The 23,799-nt window shown below is 54.7% G+C and carries 23 protein-coding genes; 13 read left to right on the top strand and 10 right to left on the bottom strand.

Annotated elements, in window-relative coordinates; genetic code table 11:
- Positions 1-7 precede the first annotated feature (7 nt).
- Both fliE and E0L20_RS19645 read right to left on the bottom strand, forming a co-directional pair.
- On the bottom strand, positions 8-382 hold the full coding sequence (gene fliE / locus E0L20_RS19650; protein WP_131635409.1) for a flagellar hook-basal body complex protein FliE: 375 nt from the start codon (positions 380-382) through the stop codon (positions 8-10).
- A gap of 21 nt (positions 383-403) precedes the next feature.
- The gene (locus E0L20_RS19645) at positions 404-1,435 is read right to left on the bottom strand and encodes a sigma-54 interaction domain-containing protein (RefSeq protein ID WP_131635408.1); all 1,032 of its coding nucleotides are present in this window, start codon (positions 1,433-1,435) and stop codon (positions 404-406) included.
- 642 nt (positions 1,436-2,077) lie between these two features.
- Between E0L20_RS19645 and E0L20_RS19640 the strand changes: the two genes are divergently transcribed.
- The 7 genes from E0L20_RS19640 to E0L20_RS19610 are packed head-to-tail and all read left to right on the top strand — an operon-like array spanning position 2,078 to position 8,214.
- On the top strand, positions 2,078-2,800 hold the full coding sequence (locus tag E0L20_RS19640; protein ID WP_242673420.1) for a FliM/FliN family flagellar motor switch protein: 723 nt from the start codon (positions 2,078-2,080) through the stop codon (positions 2,798-2,800).
- Positions 2,793-3,194, top strand: a complete 402-nt coding sequence (locus tag E0L20_RS19635; RefSeq protein WP_131635406.1) for a FliM/FliN family flagellar motor switch protein — start codon at positions 2,793-2,795, stop codon at positions 3,192-3,194. The genes E0L20_RS19640 and E0L20_RS19635 overlap by 8 nt, the downstream gene beginning before the upstream one ends.
- Entirely contained in the window at positions 3,191-3,943 is a 753-nt protein-coding gene (gene fliP / locus E0L20_RS19630; RefSeq protein WP_131635405.1) for a flagellar type III secretion system pore protein FliP, read from the top strand. The genes E0L20_RS19635 and fliP overlap by 4 nt, the downstream gene beginning before the upstream one ends.
- Positions 3,944-3,945: 2 nt before the next feature.
- Complete coding sequence (gene fliQ, locus E0L20_RS19625; RefSeq protein ID WP_131635404.1) at positions 3,946-4,218, top strand: flagellar biosynthesis protein FliQ; 273 nt, start codon at positions 3,946-3,948, stop codon at positions 4,216-4,218.
- Between the two features lie 6 nt (positions 4,219-4,224).
- Positions 4,225-4,998 (top strand): flagellar biosynthetic protein FliR, encoded by a 774-nt coding sequence (gene fliR, locus E0L20_RS19620; protein ID WP_131635403.1) that lies wholly within the window; start codon positions 4,225-4,227, stop codon positions 4,996-4,998.
- A complete protein-coding gene (flhB, locus tag E0L20_RS19615; protein WP_165500732.1) occupies positions 4,995-6,131 on the top strand; it encodes a flagellar biosynthesis protein FlhB in 1,137 nt (378 codons plus the stop codon). The genes fliR and flhB overlap by 4 nt, the downstream gene beginning before the upstream one ends.
- Positions 6,118-8,214, top strand: coding sequence for a flagellar biosynthesis protein FlhA (locus tag E0L20_RS19610; protein ID WP_131635401.1), 2,097 nt, complete (start codon positions 6,118-6,120; stop codon positions 8,212-8,214). Before flhB ends, E0L20_RS19610 begins: the two co-directional genes overlap by 14 nt.
- 11 nt (positions 8,215-8,225) lie before the next feature.
- Here the strand turns inward: E0L20_RS19610 and E0L20_RS19605 are convergent, their stop codons facing one another.
- Positions 8,226-9,227: a lysozyme inhibitor LprI family protein gene (locus E0L20_RS19605; protein ID WP_370967284.1), complete on the bottom strand. Its 1,002-nt coding sequence runs from the start codon at positions 9,225-9,227 to the stop codon at positions 8,226-8,228.
- A gap of 159 nt (positions 9,228-9,386) precedes the next feature.
- Between E0L20_RS19605 and E0L20_RS19600 the strand changes: the two genes are divergently transcribed.
- From E0L20_RS19600 to E0L20_RS19585, 4 genes are all read left to right on the top strand, one after another.
- Positions 9,387-9,635 carry a hypothetical protein gene (locus tag E0L20_RS19600; RefSeq protein ID WP_131635399.1) on the top strand — a complete coding sequence of 83 codons (249 nt, stop codon included), beginning with the start codon at positions 9,387-9,389 and terminating at the stop codon, positions 9,633-9,635.
- A 383-nt stretch (positions 9,636-10,018) separates the two neighbouring features.
- The gene (locus E0L20_RS19595) at positions 10,019-11,512 is read left to right on the top strand and encodes a sensor domain-containing diguanylate cyclase (RefSeq protein WP_131635398.1); all 1,494 of its coding nucleotides are present in this window, start codon (positions 10,019-10,021) and stop codon (positions 11,510-11,512) included.
- Positions 11,513-11,598: 86 nt separating this feature from the next.
- Positions 11,599-12,360: an EAL domain-containing protein gene (locus E0L20_RS19590; protein ID WP_131635397.1), complete on the top strand. Its 762-nt coding sequence runs from the start codon at positions 11,599-11,601 to the stop codon at positions 12,358-12,360.
- Positions 12,361-12,372: 12 nt separating this feature from the next.
- The gene (locus E0L20_RS19585) at positions 12,373-13,356 is read left to right on the top strand and encodes an EAL domain-containing protein (protein ID WP_131635396.1); all 984 of its coding nucleotides are present in this window, start codon (positions 12,373-12,375) and stop codon (positions 13,354-13,356) included.
- Positions 13,357-13,405: 49 nt separating this feature from the next.
- On the opposite strand, the gene ssb1 is transcribed toward E0L20_RS19585, so the two are convergent.
- Positions 13,406-13,936 carry a single-stranded DNA-binding protein SSB1 gene (gene ssb1, locus E0L20_RS19580; RefSeq protein WP_023310055.1) on the bottom strand — a complete coding sequence of 177 codons (531 nt, stop codon included), beginning with the start codon at positions 13,934-13,936 and terminating at the stop codon, positions 13,406-13,408.
- 251 nt (positions 13,937-14,187) lie between these two features.
- Here ssb1 and uvrA point away from each other — a divergent pair, with 251 nt between their 5' ends.
- Positions 14,188-17,010 carry an excinuclease ABC subunit UvrA gene (gene uvrA, locus E0L20_RS19570; RefSeq protein ID WP_131635395.1) on the top strand — a complete coding sequence of 941 codons (2,823 nt, stop codon included), beginning with the start codon at positions 14,188-14,190 and terminating at the stop codon, positions 17,008-17,010.
- Positions 17,011-17,013: 3 nt separating this feature from the next.
- Here uvrA and E0L20_RS19565 read toward each other — a convergent pair whose 3' ends face one another.
- The 5 genes from E0L20_RS19565 to dnaB all read right to left on the bottom strand — a co-directional run bounded on the left by E0L20_RS19565 (position 17,014) and on the right by dnaB (position 22,237).
- A complete protein-coding gene (locus tag E0L20_RS19565) occupies positions 17,014-17,367 on the bottom strand; it encodes an MmcQ/YjbR family DNA-binding protein (protein ID WP_131635394.1) in 354 nt (117 codons plus the stop codon).
- Between the two features lie 117 nt (positions 17,368-17,484).
- Positions 17,485-18,198, bottom strand: a complete 714-nt coding sequence (aphA, locus tag E0L20_RS19560; protein ID WP_131635393.1) for an acid phosphatase AphA — start codon at positions 18,196-18,198, stop codon at positions 17,485-17,487.
- A 217-nt stretch (positions 18,199-18,415) separates the two neighbouring features.
- Positions 18,416-19,609 carry an aromatic amino acid transaminase gene (tyrB, locus tag E0L20_RS19555; protein WP_131635392.1) on the bottom strand — a complete coding sequence of 398 codons (1,194 nt, stop codon included), beginning with the start codon at positions 19,607-19,609 and terminating at the stop codon, positions 18,416-18,418.
- Between the two features lie 119 nt (positions 19,610-19,728).
- The gene (alr, locus tag E0L20_RS19550) at positions 19,729-20,808 is read right to left on the bottom strand and encodes an alanine racemase (protein WP_131635391.1); all 1,080 of its coding nucleotides are present in this window, start codon (positions 20,806-20,808) and stop codon (positions 19,729-19,731) included.
- Positions 20,809-20,824: 16 nt separating this feature from the next.
- Positions 20,825-22,237: a replicative DNA helicase gene (gene dnaB / locus E0L20_RS19545; RefSeq protein ID WP_042718383.1), complete on the bottom strand. Its 1,413-nt coding sequence runs from the start codon at positions 22,235-22,237 to the stop codon at positions 20,825-20,827.
- A 66-nt stretch (positions 22,238-22,303) separates the two neighbouring features.
- Between dnaB and E0L20_RS19540 the strand changes: the two genes are divergently transcribed.
- Entirely contained in the window at positions 22,304-23,287 is a 984-nt protein-coding gene (locus tag E0L20_RS19540; RefSeq protein WP_131635390.1) for a quinone oxidoreductase, read from the top strand.
- A gap of 184 nt (positions 23,288-23,471) precedes the next feature.
- Here E0L20_RS19540 and pspG read toward each other — a convergent pair whose 3' ends face one another.
- On the bottom strand, positions 23,472-23,714 hold the full coding sequence (pspG, locus tag E0L20_RS19535; protein WP_131635389.1) for an envelope stress response protein PspG: 243 nt from the start codon (positions 23,712-23,714) through the stop codon (positions 23,472-23,474).
- Positions 23,715-23,799 lie beyond the last annotated feature (85 nt).

Genomic DNA, 23,799 nt, shown 5'->3' with positions numbered 1-23,799 from the left:
GGAAACCTTACAGCGGAGTATTCATCACTTCGTCGAGCGCAGTGGTGAGCTTGTTACGCACCTGCATCATGGCGGAAAACGCCACGCTGGCTTTTTGCGATTCGATCATGGCCCCGGCCAGGTCGTCACTCTGACCCAGCTCTATGGCTTTCTGTTTTGCCCCGGCGGCGTGCTGTGCGGCATCGACGTTGTCGATGGCGCTATTCAGGACCTGCGAGAAGGAAGGCTGAGACGCCCCCGTGATGCCGGATAGAGACGCGCCCGGCGCAATGAGCGGGGTGGTGCTCAATGCCCCTGAAGACGCAACGGCAGCCGTATTGTGCATTCTGTCCAGCATCGCCTGCTGGCGGGCCTGCATACCGATGGCGGTAATGTTATCCATGTTGTTAATCTCTTGCGGGCGTCAGGAGTAGCATTCGATATCGATACCTTCCTCGCGCATTGAAGCGAGTCGGTAACGTAACGCACGCGGGGTAATGCCGAGGAAAGCGGCCGTTTTGGACTTGTTGCCGTTATGGCGTTTGAGTAACTCAATGATGTACTGATACTCCGCCATGCGCCCATGAAGCTTGACGTTGCCAATGGCCGCCGGTGCCGCCTGCTGTTCGCGGTACGCCGGCATCAGATCGACTGCGGATACGGGCGTTAACGACGCCGGTACGGGTAAGCCGAAGTCCTGGGCGGCAATCTCTTCCCCGTTGCTCAAAATCATTCCGCGCTGGATAACATTCTCCAGCTCGCGAACGTTGCCCGGCCAGTCATAGGCCAGCAGCGCGTGGCGGGCCTCATCGCTCAGGCGAATATTGCCTTTGTGAAAGGCTTTGTATTTGGCAATAAAACGCAGCGCCATCGGAATAATATCCAGGCGGCGTTCGCGCAGCGGCGTAATATGAATCGGCACGACGGAAATACGGTAAAACAGATCCTGGCGGAAACGCCCTTCCGCAATTTCCTGCTGGAGATCTTTATTGGTCGACGCCACCAGTCGAATATCTAAAGGTATTTTTTTATGACTTCCCAGACGTTCAACTTCCTGCTCCTGCAATACGCGCAATAATTTAGCCTGAAGCGCCAGGGGCATATCGCCAATTTCATCCAGCAGCAGGGTGCCGCCATTCGCCTGCTCAAATTTACCGGCCACGCCCGTTACCGCACCGGTAAAGGCGCCTTTTTCGTAGCCGAATAAAATGGCTTCCAGCATGCTTTCAGGAATGGCTGCACAGTTCACCCCAACATAGGGCGCATCGGCACCCAATGCATTTTCATGGATGTAACGCGAAACGCACTCTTTGCCTGTACCCGTCTCACCTGTAATAAGTACCGATACATTATATTTAGCAACACGGCGTGCTAATGAAAATACATTTACGCTTTCTGGCGCACTGGCAACAAATCCATTTTCATTACGGACATCATGTTCAATAACAATACTCATAACAACTCACCAACATTTAAGCTAATTGTTAGCCTGAAGCGCATACGGGCCTAATGCACCATCGCTGGCACATGTAAAAAAGGCAAGTATTCGGTAGGGGCAATATGAATTAACCGAATGTCTATAAAACACGGAAATTCATGAATTTCGCGTATTATAACGGTACGTTAGGAATTGTCTTGTTTTTAATGGGTATTAAAATCTTAACCTTTATATTTCATATGGTTAGGAGAAATATTAATGGTGATTAATCGTCCTGAAATAAAGAATTAATAATCTTTAGCGTCTTGATTACGGACGCTAAACAGCGTCTAATTCTTGTCCCTAATAAAGCTCTTCGCGCAAGACCTTTATGGTGCCGTTAGCCGACTCACTTATCAAAGCGACACGGTTAAACAGAACTTAAATATTTTTTTCTGCCGATAAGCAAATGCCTTTCCGTTTACGGCATTTGCTTAAGGCGATCGTTATGCGGAAGACCCTATGTCAGCAACTCCTCAGAGAATAAAAATCTACCAGAGTCAGGAACTCCCCGATATGGTAAAGCTCGATGTGAGTAAGCTCGGGCGCCCATGGCATAAGCTGCCCAAATTAATGAACGACAGCTTTGATATATTCGATGCACGGTTAAGCATTTATTTTTTGAAAAAACTACGCGTTAACGTTGCGTTAAAGTCGATGCATTTTGCTATCGATCAGAACTATAAAAATACGCAGCTCTTTACGACCCCTTTTGGCTCTATCGCGTTCAGTATTGAGCGCACGCTGTTACTCCAGATCCTTCATGATTATTACGGTCTGGGAAAAGAGAGCCGAAATAAATCCCTGGATGTCAATCAGCCCGTCACCAAAACGGAAGACAGGCTGAAAAATAAAATAGGTCTGGATCTGACGCGACTGCTTATCGATGAAGAGATTTTTGGTAAGGACGTCGAGATTAAAAGCGATAACACCACGGTGATTAACCAGTGGTCGTGGTGCGTCACGTTCACGCTGGAAGGGTATGAGGAAGGCAGCTTTACGCTGCTGTTTGATAACGCGCATGTTGACCAGATGCTGGCCGCGCTGCGATCGCCCGAGCGCGAACAGCTTGCCAGCAAGCAAACATCGCCGACGCCGTCACAAATAGAACGCCTGTTTTACAGCATGCCGCTGAAGTTTAGCGGGCATGTTAGCAGCCTGAATTTGACCGTCGCCCAGCTGGCGAAGATTGTGCCGGGAGACATTATTCCGGTAACGATTAACGAAACCATCCCGGTTTATATCGGTAAAGAACAGATTTTTGACGCCAAAATCGCTGAAGATCGCGGCAAGTTACTACTCTGTGAATTTAATGACAGAACCATCGAGAAGCAATATGAGTGATCAGCAACAAGACCTGAGCCAGTCCCTGGATTTTGGCGACCTGAATCTCACGGAGATGCCGCGCGAAGAGACCGTCGAAGGCAACATTCGTCTGGATCTCCAGGCTGAACCCGAAACCTCTTCAGGCATCAACGATCTGCGCAAAATGGCGCTGTTTAGCCGCATTCCGGTGACGCTGACGCTGGAAGTGGCCTCGGTTGAAGTCTCGCTGGCCGATCTTCTGACCGTTGGACACGATTCCGTGATTGAGCTTGATAAAATGGCGGGTGAGCCGCTGGACATCAAGGTCAACGGGATCCTCTTTGGCAAAGCCGAAGCCGTGGTGCTGAACGACAAATACGGCCTGCGCATTCTGGAGTTCAACAGCAAAGAGCTGGGCGAACTGACGCCATGATCGCCCGCTTTCGCACCGCGCTGCCCTGGCTTCTGCTGGGCGGTTTGCTCTTCTCCCCGCAGCTTTTAGCGGCCAACGGCGATATTACGCTGTTCAGCTCGGCAACCACCGATGGCGGCCAGGATTACAACGTCAAAATTGAAATCCTGATCCTGATGACCCTGCTCGGCCTGCTGCCGGTGATGCTGATGATGATGACCTGCTTCACGCGCTTCATTATCGTACTGGCGATTTTGCGTCAGGCACTGGGTCTGCAGCAGAGTCCGCCAAACAAAATCCTGACCGGGATCGCGCTGGCGCTCACGCTGCTGGTGATGCGCCCGGTGTGGACCACCATCTATCAGGACGCCGTCGTGCCGTTTCAGAACGATGAAATCACCATGAAGCAGGCGTTCGGCAAGGCCGAGGTGCCGCTCAAGCACTTTATGCTGGCGCAAACCAGCAATAAGGCGATGTCGCAGATGATGACGATTGCGGGGGTGACGGGCGAGCCAAAGGAGCAGGATTTAACGGTCGTGACGCCAGCCTATCTGCTGAGCGAGCTGAAAACGGCGTTCCAGATCGGCTTTATGATTTACATCCCCTTCCTGGTCATCGACCTGATCGTCGCCAGTATTTTAATGGCGATGGGGATGATGATGCTGTCGCCGCTGATCGTTTCGCTGCCCTTCAAGCTGATGCTGTTTGTGCTGTGTGACGGCTGGACGCTCATCGTCGGCACGCTCACCTCCAGCGTGCAGGGGCTTTAGCAATGGTCACCATGGACATCGCCGGGGATATTATGGCGACCGGTATTAAGCTGGTGCTCGTCATCTCTGCCGTCGCGATTATACCCAGCCTGATCGTTGGGCTGTGCGTCAGTATTTTCCAGGCCACTACGCAAATTAATGAACAAACGCTGAGCTTCCTGCCCCGCCTCCTGGTGACGCTGGCCGTGTTAATTATTGGCGGTAAATGGATGCTTACCCAGCTGGTGGATTTCACCGTCACTATTTTCCAGCAGGCGGCGGCGCTGGTGGGTTAGCAGGCTATGGGTATCGATATTCATGCGCTGATTAACCCGCTGCTGGCGTTAGTCTTCCCGTTCTTTCGCATTCTGGCGTTCCTGCACTTCTGCCCCGTGCTGGATAACCGCGCCTTTAGCCGACGGATTAAAACGGTGCTGGCCCTGGCGCTGGCGGTCATCATCACGCCGATGCTGCCGGAGAAAGTCCTGCTGACCGAACTGATGTCTATGCGAACTATCCTGCTCACCGGCGAACAGCTGCTGTGGGGGATGCTGTTTGGCATGGCGATGCAGCTGGTGTTTGTTGCGCTGCAAACCGCGGGACACATTCTGTCGATGAATATGGGCCTGGGCATGGCGATGATGAATGACCCGGTAAACGGCAGCTCGACAACCGTGATTTCGCAGATGATTTACACCTTTTGCGGCCTGCTCTTTTTCGTGATGGACGGGCACCTGCTGGTGGTCACCATCCTCTACAAGGGGTTCGTCTGGTGGCCCATCGGACAGGCGATTAACAAACCCACCCTGCTGCTGATTGTACAGAGCCTGGGCTGGATTATGTCCTCGGCGACGCTTATCGCCCTCCCTACAACGTTTGTCATGCTGATTGTGCAGGGCGGCTTTGGGCTACTGAACCGCGTCTCCCCGACGCTGAACCTGTTTTCACTCGGCTTCCCTATCAGCATGCTGTTTGGCCTGCTCTGTATTTCGATGATGATGACCAACATTCCCGACCACTATCTCAACCTGACCAATGACATTCTGGCCAGGCTCGAAGCCGTAAGGAGCCACTGATGGCTTCCGGTGGAGATAAAAGCGAAAAACCCACAGCGCAAAAGCTGCGTAAAGCGCGCGACAAGGGCGATCTTCCGCGTTCCAAAGACCTCACCATGGCCGTTGGCCTGCTTACCTCGTTTATCACCATGGGGACATTTTTCCCCTACTACCAACAGCTGGTGGGGGAATCGTTTACCGCGGTGGGCATGATGGCCGGGCGGGTGGACGACGAAGGGGTGTTAAGCCAGTTTTTGATGCTCAACGTCTGGGTCATTGTGCGCTTTATCGCCACGCTGGTACCAATCCCTGTGGCCTGCATCGTGGCAAGCCTGATCCCCGGCGGCTGGGTTTTTACCCTCTCAAAGCTCAAGCCGGACTTAAAAAAACTAAGCCCGATTAGCGGCGTAAAACGCCTGTTTGCCAGCAGCCACTTCGTCGATGTCGGCAAGATGATGCTCAAGTGCAGCATTATTCTTGCGGTGCTGTACACCATGGTACACAGCTCGCTAAACCCGCTGCTGCATCTGCAGCGGCTGAATTTGAATCAGGCGATCCATCAGGGCTTCGGCATTCTTCACCATGTGCTGGTCTACTTTATTTCCGTGATTGTCATTTTTGCCCTGCTTGACGTGCCGCTGGCCAGGTTCATGTTCACCAAAAAAATGCGCATGACCAAGCAGGAGGTGAAGGAAGAGTACAAGAATAACGACGGTAATCCGCAGATTAAGGGTCGCATTCGCCAGCTCCAGCGCCAGATGGCAATGGGTCAGATTAGCCGTACCGTGCCCGATGCCGATGTGATTATCACTAACCCGACGCACTACGCGGTGGCGCTGAAATACGATCCGAATAAAGCCGAAGCGCCGTACATCGTCGCCAAAGGGATGGACGACATCGCCCTGCACATTCGCGACGTGGCCCGCCAGCATCAGATTGAAATCGTGGAGTTTCCGCCGCTCGCCCGCGCGGTGTATCACACGACGCGCGTCAACCAGCAAATACCGGCCCAGCTGTTTCGCGCCATTGCGCACGTGCTGACCTACGTCATGCAGATTAAATCCTGGCGCACCGGCCAGCTTGAACAAAAACCCCGCCTGAACAGGCAAATAACCATTCCAAAAGAGGTCTTAAAAGCCGATGGCGAACAGTAAGTTACATCAAACGCTTGCCATACTCCGTAAAGGACACATAGGCGTTCCGATATTGCTTCTCAGCGTGCTGGCAATGGTGATGCTGCCACTGTCGCCGCTGATGCTTGATATCCTGTTTACCTTCAACATCGTGTTGGCGGTCGTGGTGCTGCTGGTTGCGGTGAACATGCAGCGTCCGCTGGACTTTGCCGTCTTCCCGACGCTGCTTCTGATCACCACGCTAATGCGCCTGACCCTGAACGTAGCCTCCACCCGCGTGGTGTTGCTGCACGGGCATGAAGGCGAAGGGGCGGCGGGTAAGGTCATTGAGGCGTTCGGCCAGGTGGTGATCGGCGGCGATTTCGTCGTCGGCTTCGTGGTCTTTATCATCCTGATGATCATCAACTTTGTGGTGGTGACCAAGGGTGCAGAGCGTATCTCCGAGGTGTCCGCCCGCTTTACGCTGGATGCCCTGCCGGGCAAACAGATGGCGATCGACGCGGATCTCAACGCCGGGCTGATCAACCAGAATCAGGCGCGTGACCGCCGTAAAGAGGTGTCCAAAGAGGCAGATTTTTACGGCGCAATGGACGGGGCCTCCAAGTTTGTTCGCGGGGATGCCATCGCCGGGATCATGGTGCTGATCATCAACGTGATCGGCGGTATCTGTATCGGTATCTTTAAATACGATCTCGATGCCAGCCACGCCTTCCAGCAGTACGTGCTGCTCACCATCGGTGATGGCCTGGCCGCCCAGATCCCTTCCCTGCTGCTGGCAACCGCAGCGGCGATTATCGTCACCCGCGTCAGCGACGGTGATGACGTTAGCGACGAGATTAAAACGCAGCTGCTGGCCAAGCCGCAGGTGCTGTACACCGCCGCATTCGTCATGTTTATTCTGGCGATCGTGCCCGGTATGCCGCACATTGCCTTCCTGTGCTTCACCGCGCTGCTGCTGTTTGCGGCCTGGCGTCAGAGCAAGGCGGTTAAGCCTGCCGAAGAGGAGACGGATTACGATGCCATCAACGAGGCGCTGTCCACGGATGCTACTCCGACGATTAACTGGGACAGCATTCCCCTGGTGGAGCCGATTGGGCTGAATCTGGGGTACAAGCTGGTGACGCTGATTGATTCAGCCAAGGGCAGCCCGCTTTCACAACGCATTCGCGGGGTGCGCCAGGTGGTTTCGGAACAGTGCGGCGTGCTGCTGCCTGAAATCAGGATACGCGAAAACTTCCGCCTCAAACCCGCCCAGTACGCCATCTACATCAACGGCATACGCACCTCGCTCGGCGAAGTGTACGCCGAGAAGCTGATGGCGATCCCCGGGGCTGAACTCTACGGTGAAATTGACGGCGTGCTGGATACCGATCCCGCCTACGGCATGGCGATCGTCTGGATCGACCCGGAGCAAAAAGCCAAAGCGCTAAACCTGGGTTATCAGGTGGTGGACTGCGCGAGCGTGGTCGCCACGCACGTGAACAAGGTTGCCCGCGAAAATCTGCCCGACCTGTTTAACTACGACGACATCACGCACCTGCATGCGCGACTGGCATCGCAGGCGCCCAAGCTGGCGGAGGATCTGACCAACGCGCTTAGCTTCAGCCTGCTGCTGCGCATTTATCGCCAGCTGCTGCTGGAGCAGGTGTCGCTCAAGGATATTGTGACCATCGCCTCGACGCTCCTTGAAAGTTCCGCGGTCACCAAAGATCCGATTCTGCTCACCTCGGACGTGCGTTACGCGCTGCGTCGGGCCATCATCCATTCGATTAACGGCGACCGGCAAAAGCTGGCCGCCTATACCATTGATAATGCGCTGGAGAATATTTTGCTCGGCGCGCTGAACCAGTCCCAGCAGGCGGGGAAAGTGGCGCTGGACAGTTTTGCCGTCGACCCGAACATTCTGACGCAGCTGCAAAATACGATGCCGGTCATTCAGGAACAAATGAAAGCGAAAGGCATGCCGCCGCTGCTGCTGGTCACGCCGCAGCTGAGGCCGCTCATTTCACGCTATGGCCGCCTGTTTGCCAGCAACCTTCACGTGTTGTCATATAACGAAGTGCCGGATGACAGTGATTTAACCATCGTGGGAACGCTGGCGTAATGCCAGCGCCATCAGTTATCTAAAAAACGTAATTTCCAGGCGGCCAGCGTTCGCGGCATTTTGCGCTGGTCGCTGCCGTCGGTGCTGTAGTAATGCAGCTCCAGCCCACCGCCTTTCGCAGGGGAGATCCTTCCCGCCCAGATTTCGCCCTTCGGCGTGTACATGATAATCGCCGTCCTGCTGTTGGCCGCCCCTTGTACCCACATTGAGAGCACGCGGGCACCGATGTTATCGATATCATTTTGATAGATGTAGACGTTCGCGCTGTCGACGAAGTTCTGGTAATCGTCCTTCACCAGTTCGCGGAATTTCTGATCCATCGCGCTATCGGCAAAAATCCCGAGCGACAGCAGCGTGGGTTTTGGTCGCGGGTCAACATCGGAGAGTTTATACGCGCCGTCCAGGAAGGCCCCCGTCGGCATGGATAACCGACAGCCCCAGTCGGAATTACTGTAAACCTGCAGCGAACCGTCTTTTTTCGGGATCAGCAGCAGCTTACAGTTACTGGTTTCTGCCACCTTTTCCACGACGAGCATACCGTACAGCCTGCGCGCTTCAGCGGTAAATTCGTCCTTATTCAGGCCCGCCCACGCGCGGATGTCCAGCGTGGCGCTCCACTGGGCGTTACGGCTGAACTGAATCACGCCGCCGCTCATGTTCGGTGCCAGCATGTTCCACCATTTGCCCTCCCACTTGAAATCGCGGTTGGTATCTGACAACGCGCTAATGCCCGCGTAGTAAGCGCGTTCAATACAGGCATCAGAGGTGCATTTCTCCAGCAGCTTTTCCCATTCGTCGTATTTTTTATTGCTGTCTTCCACGCCTTCATGCTGAAGCGCCTGGTGATAAACAACCGACAGGGTGCTGTCCAGCCAGTGCAGGTTGTCGTTATTGCAGATGGTATTTTCCAGAGGCGTGACCGCTCGCTGGCAATTCACCGCAAGCGTACTTCCACTGATAAATAAGAGGAGGAAAAACAGGCTGCTAAAAATGCGACGCGTCATTTTGTTCAACTTTCATCCAGGGGGCGGCTATTGTGGCCAATGGCATTCATTATTGCAATATAAACCCTAAACGCCTGCTCTATAAATGATCGGAATAAATAAAATGTTAAGTAATGTTCTTAATTTGTCGCGATCAATAAAGGAATGTATTGATAAGGATGCATGAAAATGAAAATTGATAGTAGCAACCTCACCGTTGCGACGGCTTCTGCTTACGCTTCGCTAACCGAACCCGCCCGTAGCCCATTAGGTATCAGGCGCACCAGCGGGAATATTTGCCCGCAAAGCGGCTATTGGCAAATTGCTAACCCAGCGGTAAAGAATGTCGTCAATGTTAAAAAAGGTGAACAATTGCCCTGGCAAAATGGCTATCCGGTTAACTGGACCCTCATAGAATACGATTTAAAAAATGAATAATTGACCACATTTTATATATGGGAAATGTTTCTTCCCTTTTAGCAAGGAAATTACATTTCCCGCTCTTTTATTTATCCCGCCCCCCTGCACGCTTGCTCTCGCGCACGGATTTATAATCAACTGATAATTATGCAGTTAATGTCTCCCCCATGAATGGCAGATTGATTTCATCGATCGATAAGTATTATTCGATCGACTTTGACAATCAAAAAGGGTAGCGATAGACTATTATTTAACAGGCTACATCCTTTATTTGATAACGTAATTTTCATATTAAAAACTGCAAATCATTTTCATTTTTAACAGTTCATCAATATGCAGCGCATATAAACCAACATTTAATCCCTCGCAGTTGGTTTCACCAGAGAGTTCCGGAGTCGTCAGTGATCGAAAGTTTAAACTTCAGAAGGCCGCTTAACATTTGCTTCGCTGTTCTGGCCGTGACGTTTATTTTTGTCGGGCTTCTGATTGCCCATTCACAATGGACTGCAACACAGGACATTTATAAACGACAGAACCGCCTGTATATCAATAACGTAGCGTCATCTTTGGACAAATACCTGGACGGGTATGAAGGCAGCGTGAGGGAGATGGCGCGTATCGCTGCCGACCAGCATAAGTTTGACGTCACCCCCGACAACAGCCCTTCATTGAAAAACTGGCTGATCGAGCGCCTGCGCATCATGCCGGATGGGATCTCAATCGTTCATGCCGACAGCAAAGGGCACTTCATTCGCATACCGAATGCCGGTGGCACCGCCAGCTGGGATCCCCGCAAAGAGCCCTGGTTCACGATCTCAATTGAGGATTCCGACGAAGCGCATTTCAGCATTAGCAGGGATCCCTTTGCCACCAAAGAGCGAGTCATCACTATCTCTCTGCCCATCATTAACGGCTCGGATGGTTCAAACAACGGCGTGCTGGCGTTGAATCTGGACGTCGATAAAAGCATCGATATTCTGAACAACGCGCTGCCGCCAATGAAAAGCAGAACCTTTGTCATGACGCGCGATGGAGAGCTGATCCTTAACCCTGGCTACCCGATAGCGCCTGATAAGCTAAAGGCGATTGCTCGCCTTGCGCGCGAGTATCGCGGTGATTTTTCGCTGGATTCAAACTACTACGCCTATCGCGCGATCGCCTCCCAGTCCTGGCTGGTGGTACATGAGGTAGATGAAAATGAACTTAACAACCTGATCTGGGCGCAATGCATCAATATTTTGTGGGGAATGCTGTTTACGCTGGTCGTGCTGTTTTTCTGCTGGTGGGCAACCCGCGCGGCAATGAACACGATTTTTATGCGCATCGCCACCAGCATTAGCGGAGGCGCAATCAAGCCTGCCGCCGTTGAAGAACTTATTTTCAATGAAATACACCGATCGCAGCAGCGACACGAAAAAATTGCCCACGAGGCATTAACGGATGGCTTAACCGGGCTGAAGAATCGTCGCGCGTTTGATGCCGATGCCTTACGCTACAACAGTGAACTCCAGACCCACATTGCCATGATTGATATCGATAATTTCAAAACGATTAACGATACCTGGGGCCATACCGTGGGGGACGTCGTGCTTAAAACTATCGCTGAAGTTGGTTTGCGCCTGCGGGGTCTGGAAAATATCACGCTCTATCGTTACGGCGGGGAAGAAATTGCCGTGCTGTTTAACGGCCTTTCACAAGAAAAAGCGCAAAGCTATCTCGAAAAGTGGCGAATGACGATTAACACCCGCAATTTCAGAGAAAATAATTTAAAAGTGTCTTTCAGCGCAGGACTTGTACGAATGGGGGGCGCTTCTCTTCCAGAAGTCATTGCGCGTGCTGATAAGCTCCTGTATCAGGCGAAAAAAACAGGCAAGAATAAAATCATCGCCAGCTAATTTCGACGAAATGACATTCACCGCTGGCTTAAGTTCGGCGGTGTTTGTGTCGTTTTACGTAGTATTGTTGTGGCTCCGAGGCTGGCATGGAAAAAAGTACACATTTTGTGATGCAGTGTGTCGAAAAAAATAAACTCGATGCGGGCATCGATTTTGTCATTCAACCTATTTTCGATCTCTCGCGATTCGTCTGCATTGGCGGCGAAGTGCTGGTTCGTGGAACTCATCGTCGTCATGTCGTTCCGCCTCACTTATTTATCGGCGAGCTGGAAAAAAACGGCGGCATTGTTTCAATGGGCGATTACATCATGGCCCGGGCTTTTCACTATATTGCCAGCCAGACGCCAGAAGTACGCGATAAGCAGCTCTTTACACTCAATATTTCCTGGGTTCAGCTGCAGGATGTTCACTTCTCGGCCCGCACGTTAGCGTTACTGTCTGAATATAAACTCTCGCCGCGCCATATTGTCTTTGAGATAACGGATAGCGGCCAGCCCAACGATACGGTGAGCCAAAACCTCGGCTTCTTGAGTGAGGCGGGAATTAATGTGGCCTGGGACAGCATCGACTGTCTGGAAAAACTGCAGTCGAGGCTGACGCTTTATATGCCTGATTACGTGAAGCTGGATCGAAGCTGTCTGTCCTCCGATAAGCTTGAACATACCTACGCAATGCTTGAACACCTGCAGCAGTGGGATGTCGACGTCATTATAGAAGGCATCGAAAACTACACCCACGTGTCGACGATGCTGCGCCATGGCGTTCAGTATGGCCAGGGATTCCTGTTTTCACGCCCCGTCAGTAAGGAAGCGTTCCATCAGCAATACATGCAGCCAGAGCGCGCATAAGGCTTATCGGATATGTATCGTAAGCACCTTCTGCGCAAGAAGAAAAACCGGGTACGCGCGGCAGTTTTTGTCTTTATGCTCGCCCTGGTGATGACCAGCGTTATGGCATGGAAGATCCAAAGCATGAGCGCCAGCGCGCTCTCTGCATTATCTTCCCTGTTGAGCGTAGGCTTTATTTTGCTGGTTCCGCTGGTCGCAGCGCTAGTCACATGGTTTATGGCTGCCCGGCGGCATTCGCTTTACTCACAGCTGGCGCGGGCTATACGTCAGCATCAGATCCATCCTCACTATCAGCCGCTCATCTGCGCACAAAGCAATGCCGTCTCGGGTGCTGAAGTGCTGGCGCGCTGGCATCACGATGAGCTGGGCTTTATTCCGCCCGACGTTTTTATTCCTGTCGCCGAGAGCACCGGGCTGATTATTAACCTGACCGAAAGCCTTCTGGAACAGGTTGTTGACGATCTCCAGCAGGGTATTGCGGCATTCCCGCCAGGTTTTAAGCTCAATCTCAACATCAGCCATGCGCACGTGGTGGACAGCAGCTTTCATCTGTTCATAGATTACTGGGCACCGGTATTTGAAGCCCTGGGCATTACCCTGGTCTTTGAGATCACCGAGCGCGAGAACATCGATATTAACGACGATATCGTAGAAAAAATTGCGCACATTAAACGTAGCGGCATCAAGATTGCGCTGGATGATTTTGGGACCGGTTTTTCTAACCTGGCCTTTATTGCCAATCTGAACCCTGACAGCATTAAGATCGACCGCATGTTTATTCGCCAGATCTCAAGGGAGGCGGCAACGCCGCTGATTGACTGCGTAATTGATATGGCCAGACGGATGAACATACTCACCACGGCGGAAGGGGTTGAGTATGACTATCAGGTCGAGTATCTCAGAACGAACCACATTGACTGCTTGCAGGGATATTTTTTCTCAAAGCCGCTCTGCTTCAGCGAGTTCGCCGGATTCCTTCAGCGCTATAGCCGCTGAAAAACAAAAAGCCCCGAAAGGGGCTTTTTTATGCTTACCGGAACAGGTCTTAGAACGGGATATCGTCGTCGAAGTCCATTGGCGGTTCGTTGGACGGGGCCGGTGCAGACTGCTGCTGCGGGCGAGACTGCGCGCCGCCGCTGAACTGGTTGCCGCCCTGCGGCTGCTGAGGCTGACCCCAACCGCCCTGCTGCTGGCTCTGGCCGCCACCTGCCGGTGCGCCACCGCCCTGACGGCCACCCAGCATCTGCATGGTGCCGCCAACGTTGACCACCACTTCCGTGGTGTATTTCTCAGCGCCGGACTGATCGGTCCATTTGCGGGTACGCAGCTGGCCTTCAATATAAACCTGAGAACCTTTACGCAGATACTCACCGGCCACTTCTGCCAGTTTGCCAAACAGCACAACGCGGTGCCATTCGGTCTGCTCTTTCATCTCACCGGTCGCTTTATCACGCCAGGATTCGGAAGTAGCCAGCGTAATGTTGGCAACTGCGCCACCACTCGGCATGTAGCGTACTTCCGGGTCCTGGCCCAGATTACCGACGAGAATCACCTTGTTTACGCCTCTGCTGGCCATGTTCGTGTCTCCTGAATACGTTTCTTAATAGTGTAAACGCGCGAGTGTACCATTTCCACGCGGCAATTTGCATAGTTGCGTAGTCGGTTCAGAAATCTCTCGCGAACTCGACATTGTTACACAGCTAATCGGAAATTGCATTCCAATACTGTATATTCAAACAGGTCATTTTGTGTCATAATTAGCCGTTTCTGACAGCCGTTTGTCCTTCAAACAAATCAGGCAATCCGTGTTCCAACCGGGAAAGGTGAATGGATAAGATCGAAGTTCGGGGCGCCCGCACCCACAATCTCAAGAATATCAACCTCATAATCCCTCGCGACAAGCTCATCGTCGTGACCGGGCTTTCGGGGTCTGGCAAATCCTCACTGGCTTTCGACACTTTGTATGCCGAAGGACAGCGTCGTTACGTTGAATCACTCTCTGCGTACGCGCGTCAGTTCCTGTCGCTGATGGAAAAACCGGATGTTGACCACATTGAAGGGTTATCGCCTGCTATCTCTATTGAGCAGAAGTCCACCTCGCATAACCCGCGCTCAACGGTCGGGACGATTACCGAAATTCACGACTACCTGCGTCTGCTGTATGCGCGCGTAGGCGAGCCGCGCTGCCCGGACCACGACGTCCCGCTCGCGGCCCAGACCGTGAGCCAGATGGTGGACAACGTGCTGTCGCAGCCGGAAGGCAAACGCCTGATGCTGCTGGCGCCGATCATTAAAGAGCGTAAGGGCGAGCACACCAAAACGCTGGAGAACCTGGCAAGCCAGGGCTATATCCGCGCCCGTATTGACGGCGAAGTGTGTGACCTGTCGGACCCACCAAAGCTGGAGCTGCAGAAGAAGCACACCATCGAGGTGGTGATTGACCGCTTCAAGGTACGTGAAGACCTGGCGACGCGCCTGGCAGAATCTTTTGAAACGGCGCTGGAACTCTCTGGCGGCACGGCCGTCGTCTCCGACATGGACGACCCGAAGGCGGAAGAGCTGCTCTTCTCCGCCAACTTCGCCTGCCCGATTTGTGGCTACAGCATGCGCGAGCTGGAGCCGCGTCTGTTCTCGTTCAACAACCCGGCGGGTGCCTGCCCGACGTGTGACGGCCTGGGCGTTCAACAATATTTCGACCCGGACCGCGTGATCCAGAATCCGGAGCTGTCCCTCGCGGGCGGTGCCATTCGCGGCTGGGACAAGCGTAACTTCTACTACTTCCAGATGCTGAAATCGCTGGCGGAGCACTACAAGTTCGACGTTGAAGCCCCGTGGGCCAGCCTGAGCGCGAACGTGCACAAAGTGATCCTGTTCGGTTCCGGCAAAGAGAACATCGAGTTCAAGTACATGAACGATCGCGGCGATACCTCCGTGCGTCGCCACCCGTTCGAAGGGGTGCTGCACAACATGGAGCGCCGCTACAAAGAGACCGAATCCAGCGCGGTGCGCGAGGAGCTGGCGAAGTTCATCAGCAACCGCTCCTGCGCCACCTGTGAAGGCACGCGCCTGCGTCGCGAAGCGCGCCACGTGTTTGTGGAAAACACGGCGCTGCCGACCATCTCAGACATGAGCATCGGCCACGCGATGGACTTCTTCAACAACCTGAAGCTCTCCGGCCAGCGCGCAAAAATCGCCGAAAAAGTGCTGAAAGAGATCGGCGATCGCCTGAAGTTCCTGGTAAACGTTGGCCTGAACTACCTGACGCTTTCCCGCTCGGCAGAAACGCTCTCCGGCGGTGAAGCCCAGCGTATCCGTCTGGCGAGCCAGATTGGCGCGGGCTTAGTCGGCGTGATGTACGTGCTGGACGAGCCGTCCATCGGCCTGCACCAGCGCGACAACGAGCGTCTGCTCGGCACGCTTGTGCACCTGCGTAACCTCGGCAACACGGTGATCGTGGTCGAGCACGACGAAGATGCGATCCGCGCGGCTGACCACGTGATCGACATTGGTCCAGGCGCTGGCGTGCACGGCGGTCAGGTGGTGGCGGAAGGGACGCTGAAGGACATCATGGCGGTGCCCGAGTCGCTGACCGGTCAGTACATGAGCGGCAAGCGCAAGATTGAAGTGCCAAAACAGCGCGTGGCGGCAGATCCGGAAAAAGTGCTGAAGCTGACCGGCGCGCGCGGCAACAACCTGAAAGACGTCACCCTGACGCTGCCGGTTGGCCTGTTTACCTGCATCACCGGCGTGTCCGGTTCCGGTAAATCGACGCTGATCAACGATACGCTGTTCCCGATTGCGCAGACGGCGCTGAACGGCGCAACGCTGGCCGAACCAGCGCCGTATCGTGACATTCAGGGGCTGGAGCATTTCGATAAGGTTATCGACATCGACCAGAGCCCGATCGGCCGTACGCCGCGTTCTAACCCTGCAACCTATACCGGCGTCTTTACGCCCGTACGTGAGCTTTTTGCGGGCGTACCGGAATCCCGTTCACGCGGGTATACGCCAGGACGTTTCAGCTTTAACGTGCGCGGCGGCCGCTGCGAAGCGTGCCAGGGCGACGGCGTGATCAAGGTTGAGATGCACTTCCTGCCGGATATCTACGTGCCGTGCGACCAGTGTAAAGGCAAGCGCTATAACCGCGAAACGCTGGAGATCAAGTACAAGGGCAAGACCATCCACGAAGTGCTGGATATGACCATCGAAGAAGCGCGCGAGTTCTTCGACGCCGTGCCTGCGCTGGCGCGTAAGCTGCAGACGCTGATGGACGTGGGTCTGACCTACATTCGTCTGGGGCAGTCCGCCACTACGCTGTCCGGCGGTGAAGCCCAGCGCGTGAAGCTGGCGCGCGAGCTGTCCAAACGCGGCACCGGTCAGACGCTCTACATTCTGGATGAGCCAACCACCGGCCTGCACTTTGCCGATATCCAGCAGCTGCTCGACGTGCTGCACCAGCTGCGCGATCAGGGCAACACGATTGTGGTGATTGAGCACAACCTGGATGTGATTAAAACCGCGGACTGGATTGTGGATCTAGGCCCGGAAGGCGGCAGCGGCGGCGGTGAAATCCTCGTCTCCGGCACGCCAGAGACCGTTGCAGAGTGCGAAGCCTCGCACACTGCGCGCTTCCTTAAGCCGCTGCTGTAATCGTTACACGGAGAGCTGTTGTCGGGTGGTTTCCGGCAGCAGCTCAACCGCCTGCTGATAGGACGCATCCACCAGATAGTAGATTTGCGAGCCAGGGATAGATCCGTCCAGATAGACGGTACTCCAGTGCGCCTTATTGAGATGCTTGCTCGGCCTTACGTCATCATGCTGCTGACGTAAGAGATCGGCCAGCTCAGGGCTGGTTTTCAGCGATGCCGCCGGGCGGCCTTCCACCTCTTTCACCATCGCAAACAATACGTCACCGACCTTAATCTGCGTGGCTTTCCAGTCGGTGTGGACGCTCTGCTCCGCGCCGGGCTTGCTCATGCAGTACTGAAGTATCTCCGAAATTGTCATCTTTGCTCCCCTGTAAATAGGTTGAACGCGATCTGCGTGCCTGCCTCTTTTAAGTGTGCAGCAAGACGACAAAAGGTAAACCCGGCAGGATTGATTTGTTCAAAAAACCAGCATATCTCAGTATTCGGAATTCACAATCACCTCTTCACCAAACTTCCCGGCCATCGGCAGCGGTCGGTAGGTCGAGTTAGAGGCGCGTAGCACCCTGATACCCCGGGCACCCACGTCGTGCGCGGCGGTGATGTCGTTATCAGAGTCGCCGTAGAACACTTTGATATTTTTCTGTTCCAGCCACTGAACTTTGGTGTTTTGCCCTTCTTTATCGCCCGCAAAAATGACCGGGTTCATGCTGACCGCCGGAATGAGGAAATCATCCTGCAGCGTTTTGGAAACGGTTTCGGTTTTGGTCTGGCTGCGGCCGGTGACGAAATAGATGCTGTCGCCACGCTTAACGTGCATGGAGATCAGCGCGCGGGCCACCTCTTTCGGGATGCTGAACTCGTCCCAGCCGTTGTTCATCTTTTCCCAGAATTCCGGGTTCTTCAGATAGGCTTCGCTGTCCGGCGAGTACGTTTTTTTGCCGCGCCAGAATCCAGGACTTGAGAACAGCACGGTATCATCAATGTCGAAGCCTACGGCCATCGGCGGGCGGCCCATCAGGCTGTTTTCAATTTGTGCCACGGAAACCCAGTGAATAGGTGCCTGCTCGGCAAGAATGGCGGCGGTGGTTCCGGTGTAAAGCGGCGTAGGTGCGGAAGCTCGCGCCACGACGGCACTATTAAGCGAGAACAATAAGCAGGCGGCGCTGAGCGCCAGTGTGATCTTGCGCATATTTTCCCCTGAATATTCAGTTTGTTATCGTTTTATTTTGAGTGAATGGTCAAAAAACTATCCGACCTTAACCCCAGCGGGAGGTGAAGGGAAGGAGTTTTTGCTTATGAATCTGAATAAAAAGAAGAAGATCACAGAATGCCGGGCAACGTTTTTGTGCGGCCTGATGCCCTCACCCCCGCCCTCTCCCACGGGGAGAGGGCGGGTAAGTGAGCACTTACATTACAGCAGCAAACGCCTGTGCCACGCGCTGGACGTTGTTAGCGTTCAGACCGGCTACGCACATACGGCCGCTGGCAATGAGGTAGACGCCAAACTCGTCGCGCAGACGATCGACCTGCGCCGCGCTCAGTCCGGTGTAGCTGAACATCCCGCGCTGCTTGAGCAGGTAGTCGAAATTATGCTCCGGCACCGCCTCTTTCAGCACGTTAACCAGCGCCTGACGCATGGACAGAATACGCTTACGCATTGCTTCCACTTCCGCAAGCCAGGTTGCTTTCAGCTGGTCGTCGCCGAGCACGGTCGCTACCACCTGAGCCCCGAATGCAGGCGGGCTGGAGTAGATACGGCGAACCGTCGCTTTCAGCTGGCCCAGCACGCGGCCAGCCGCGTCGGCATCGTCACACACCACCGACAGACCGCCCACGCGCTCGCCGTAAAGGGAGAAAATTTTAGAGAAGGAGTTGCTGACCAGTGCAGGCAAGCCGGCGCTGGCAATCGCGCGGATCGCGTAGGCGTCCTCTTCCATCCCTGCGCCAAAGCCCTGGTAGGCAATGTCGAGGAACGGGATCAGGTCACGCGCCTTCAGCACCTCAATCAATGCATCCCACTCGGCATTGGTGAGATCGGCGCCGGTCGGGTTATGGCAGCACGGATGCAGCAGAACGATGCTGCGCGCCGGCAGGGTGTTCAGTTTTTCCAGCAGCGCATCGACGCGTACGCCGTTGGTTTCGCTGTCGAACCACGGATAGGTTGCGACCTTAAAGCCCGCACCTTCGAAGATCGCAACGTGGTTTTCCCACGTTGGGTCGCTGACCCACACGCCGGAATCCGGGAAGTATTTTTTCAGGAAGTCAGCGCCGACCTTCAGCGCACCCGAGCCGCCCAGCGTCTGGATGGTCGCCACGCGCTTTTGCGCAAGCACCGCGTGATCGGCACCAAACAGCAGCGGCGCAATGGTGTTGCGATAGGTATTTAACCCTTCCATCGGCAGATAGAGAGAAGCGCCGTGCGGGGTCGCGTTAAGGCGCGCTTCGGCTTCGGCCACGGCTTTTAATTGAGGAATGATGCCATCCTCGTTGTAATACAGGCCAATGCTGAGGTTCACTTTGTCGCTGCGAGGATCTTCTTTGAAACGCTCCATTAAGGAGAGAATAGGGTCGCCGGCGTAGGCGTCAACTTTCTGAAACACGCGATGATTCTCCGGAATTCGATGAGGCAGGGAATTCAACAATAAACCGGAAGTGGAAGAAGGTCGAGGGGATGTTAATAAAGTGGGAGTGAGGTGAAATACCTCACTCCATTGGCATCTTAGTCGATGTACTTCATTGCAACCCGCGACGTGAGCCGCGTAATAAGTTCGTAAGCACTTACTTTTGTGATTTCAGCAATGCGCTCAACGGGCAGGCCTTCGCCCCACATCACCACATCGTCGCCCGCTTTGTCCTGCGCCTCTGGCCCCAGGTCGACGCAAATCATGTCCATTGCCACGCGGCCAACAATCTTCGCTTCACGGCCGTTTACCAGCACCGGCGTACCCGATGGCGCGGCGCGGGGATAGCCGTCGCCATAGCCCATCGCCACCACGCCCAGACGCGTATCGCGCTCGCTGGTCCAGGTGCCGCCGTAGCCTACCGGTTCACCCGCTTTGTGCTCACGCACCGCAATCAGGTTGGACACGAGAGACATCACCGGCTGAAAACCGAAATCCGGCCCCCAGGGCTTGCCCTCCAGCGGCGATACGCCGTAAAGGATTATGCCCGGGCGCGCCCAGTCGAAGTGAGACTGCGGCCACAGCAGAATGCCGCCGGATGCCGCGAGTGAGCGCATGCCCGGCTTGCCTTCGCAAAAGGTGTTGAAGATATCGAGCTGCTGCTCGGTCGCCCCACACTCCGGCTCATCGGCACGGGCGAAGTGGCTGACGATATTGACCGGCTGGCGCACGTTTTTGCACTGGCACAGGCGCTGGTAAAACGCCTCGGCACTTTCCGGACGCACGCCCAGACGGTGCATGCCCGTATCAAGCTTCATCCACACGGTCACCGGCTCGCTCAGCTCGGCGGCTTCGAGTGCCGCAAGCTGTTCTTCGTTGTGGACCGCCGTGTGCAGATGCTGGTCGGCAATGGTCGGCAGGTCCGACGCTTCAAAAAAGCCTTCAAGGAGCAGAATCGGTTGGGTAATCCCGCCCGCGCGCAGGCGGAGAGCTTCTTCAAGACGGGCGACGCCAAAAGCGTCGGCATCGGGGAGCGTTCGCGCGGTCTCAATAAGACCGTGTCCGTAAGCGTTCGCTTTCACGACTGCAACGAGCTTGCTGGCGGGCGCCAGTTCACGCAGACGTTGCAGGTTGTGTCGCAGAGCGCGGCGGTTAATAACAACAGTTGCCGCTTGCATTTGAATTCCTTAGAAATTACTCATCATCATATTGAGGACCGGCATAGTTGTCGAAACGCGACCACTGTCCGTTAAAGGTCAGACGCACCGTACCGATAGGGCCGTTACGCTGCTTACCGATAATGATTTCGGCGATCCCTTTCAGGTCGCTGTTCTCGTGATAAACCTCATCACGGTAGATAAACATGATTAAGTCGGCATCCTGCTCGATGGAGCCGGATTCACGCAGGTCGGAGTTGACCGGGCGCTTGTCGGCACGTTGTTCCAGGGAGCGGTTAAGCTGCGACAGCGCCACCACCGGCACGTGCAGCTCTTTGGCCAGCGCCTTGAGCGAGCGGGAAATCTCTGCAATTTCCAGCGTACGGTTGTCGGAGAGCGACGGCACGCGCATCAGCTGAAGGTAGTCGATCATAATAAGGCCGATGCCGCCGTGTTCGCGGGCGATACGGCGCGCGCGGGAGCGCACTTCCGTCGGCGTCAGGCCGGAGGAGTCATCGATGTAGATGTTCCGTTTTTCCAGCAGAATGCCCATGGTGCCTGAGATACGCGCCCAGTCTTCATCATCAAGCTGGCCGGTACGAATGCGGGTCTGATCCACGCGCGACAGCGACGCCAGAGAACGCATCATGATCTGCTCGGAGGGCATCTCCAGACTGAAGATAAGCACCGGCTTATCCTGCAGCATCGCCGCATTTTCGACGAGGTTCATCGCAAATGTGGTTTTACCCATCGACGGACGCGCGGCGACGATGATCAAATCCGACGGCTGCAGGCCGGCGGTTTTCTTATTCAAATCATCATAGCCGGTGTTTACGCCGGTGACGCCGTCATGCGGCTGCTGGAACAGCTGTTCGATACGCGCGACGGTGGCGTCGAGCACATCGGCAATGTTTTTTGGGCCTTCGTCTTTATTTGCACGGCTTTCGGCAATTTTAAAGACGCGGGATTCGGCAAGGTCGAGCAGATCTTCGCTGGAGCGACCCTGCGGGTCAAAGCCCGCTTCGGCGATCTCATTCGCTACCGAGATCATCTCGCGCACAACGGCACGTTCACGCACGATATCGGCGTAAGCGCTGATGTTTGCCGCACTTGGCGTGTTTTTTGAAAGCTCTGCCAGATAGGCAAACCCGCCGCAGCTGTCGAGCTGCCCCAGGCGCTCAAGCGATTCCGCGAGCGTAATCAGGTCGATCGGGCTGCCCGACTCCTGCAGGCGCGCCATTTCGGTAAAGATGTGGCGGTGCGGGCGGGTATAGAAATCTTCCGCCACGACGCGTTCGGCGACGTCGTCCCAGCGTTCGTTATCCAGCATTAAACCGCCCAACACCGACTGTTCCGCTTCAATCGAGTGCGGCGGGACTTTTAACCCGGCGACCTGGAAATCACGTTCGCGGGGTTCAGTCTGTTTGTTGAAGGGTTTGTTTCCTGCCATAGTGAATGGAGTTACCGAGATAAAGAGTGGGTCGAAAGATTACCATATTTTTCTTACGGAGGGAGCATGGCAACGCGCATTGAATTCCAGAAACACGGTGGACCAGACGTTCTCAAAGCGGTGGAATTTACCCCCGCCGCGCCTGGTGAAAATGAAGTTCAGGTTGAAAACAAAGCGATTGGCATTAACTACATTGATACCTATATTCGCGGCGGCCTCTATCCGCCTCCGTCTATGCCGAGCGGCCTGGGAACCGAGGCTGCGGGGGTGGTAAGTAAAGTGGGCAGCGCCGTTAAGCACTTTAAAGAAGGCGATCGCGTGGTGTATGCGCAATCAGCTCTGGGCGCCTACAGCTCCGTTCATAACGTTCCGGCGGATAAAGCCGCCCTGCTGCCTAACGCCATCTCCTTTGAGCAGGCTGCCGCCTCGTTCCTTAAAGGACTGACCGTCTATTATCTGCTGCGCAAAACCTATGAGATCAAACCCGATGAGCAGTTCCTGTTTCATGCCGCTGCGGGCGGCGTGGGGCTGATCGCCTGTCAGTGGGCGAAAGCGCTGGGCGCGAAGCTTATCGGTACCGTGGGCAGCGCGCAGAAAGCGCAGCGCGCATTGGATGCGGGGGCATGGCAGGCGATCAACTACCGTGAAGAGAGCATTGTTGAGCGGCTAAAAGAGATCACGCACGGTCAAAAAGTGCGCGTGGTGTATGACTCGGTGGGGAAAGATACCTGGGAAGCGTCGCTGGACTGTCTGCAGCGCCGTGGGCTGATGGTAAGCTTCGGTAACGCCTCGGGCGCGGTCACCGGCGTGAACCTGGGCATTCTGAACCAGAAGGGTTCGCTGTACGTAACGCGCCCTTCCCTGCAGGGTTACATCACCAACCGGGAAGAACTGGTAGAAGCCAGCAACGAGCTGTTCTCGCTGATCGCCAGCGGCGTAATCAAAGTGGACGTTGCGGATGCGCAGAAGTATGCGCTGACCGATGCGCAGCGCGCGCATGAGGTGCTGGAGAGCCGGGCGACGCAGGGCTCAAGCCTGCTGATCCCCTAGGCCCTAAAAAGAAATTGGGCTTCCCGTGGGAAGCCCTTTCTTTTTTTAGTTCGGCTGTATGTAGGGTACAGCTCGATGAATTCTTTTGCGGCAGTCATAGTGACAGATTCGATAAGTAAATCCTATTCCGTTCTAAGCCATGCTGCCGGAAAAGTTGCAGGTATGTGACGAACACCTCAATACCTTAGTAACGGAAGCGGTTATTGCGCTGATAATTGGGCACTTTTGGCGATTTAATCGCCCGTATTACCCACACGACCGCAATGGCCAGCAGTAGCCACGGCAGGAGCTTGATCGTCAGGGCAAACAGCCCGCCGATAAACATCACCACCGTCGCCACGACAATCGCGGCAAGAATGCCGAGCAGCGACACGCCCGTCACCATCAGCATGACAAAAAAGCCAATCACAAAAAGAAGTTCCAGCATGGTGCTCTCCCACGAGTTCCCGAATGATGCAGCGATCATTACAAGAATCATGCCAAAAATAACCCATTGTTATTAAAGAAAAACG

It is taken from the genome of Enterobacter wuhouensis (assembly GCF_004331265.1).
GTDB classification, from domain to species: Bacteria; Pseudomonadota; Gammaproteobacteria; order Enterobacterales; family Enterobacteriaceae; genus Enterobacter; species Enterobacter wuhouensis.
This window is presented reverse-complemented; position numbering and strand designations above follow the sequence as displayed.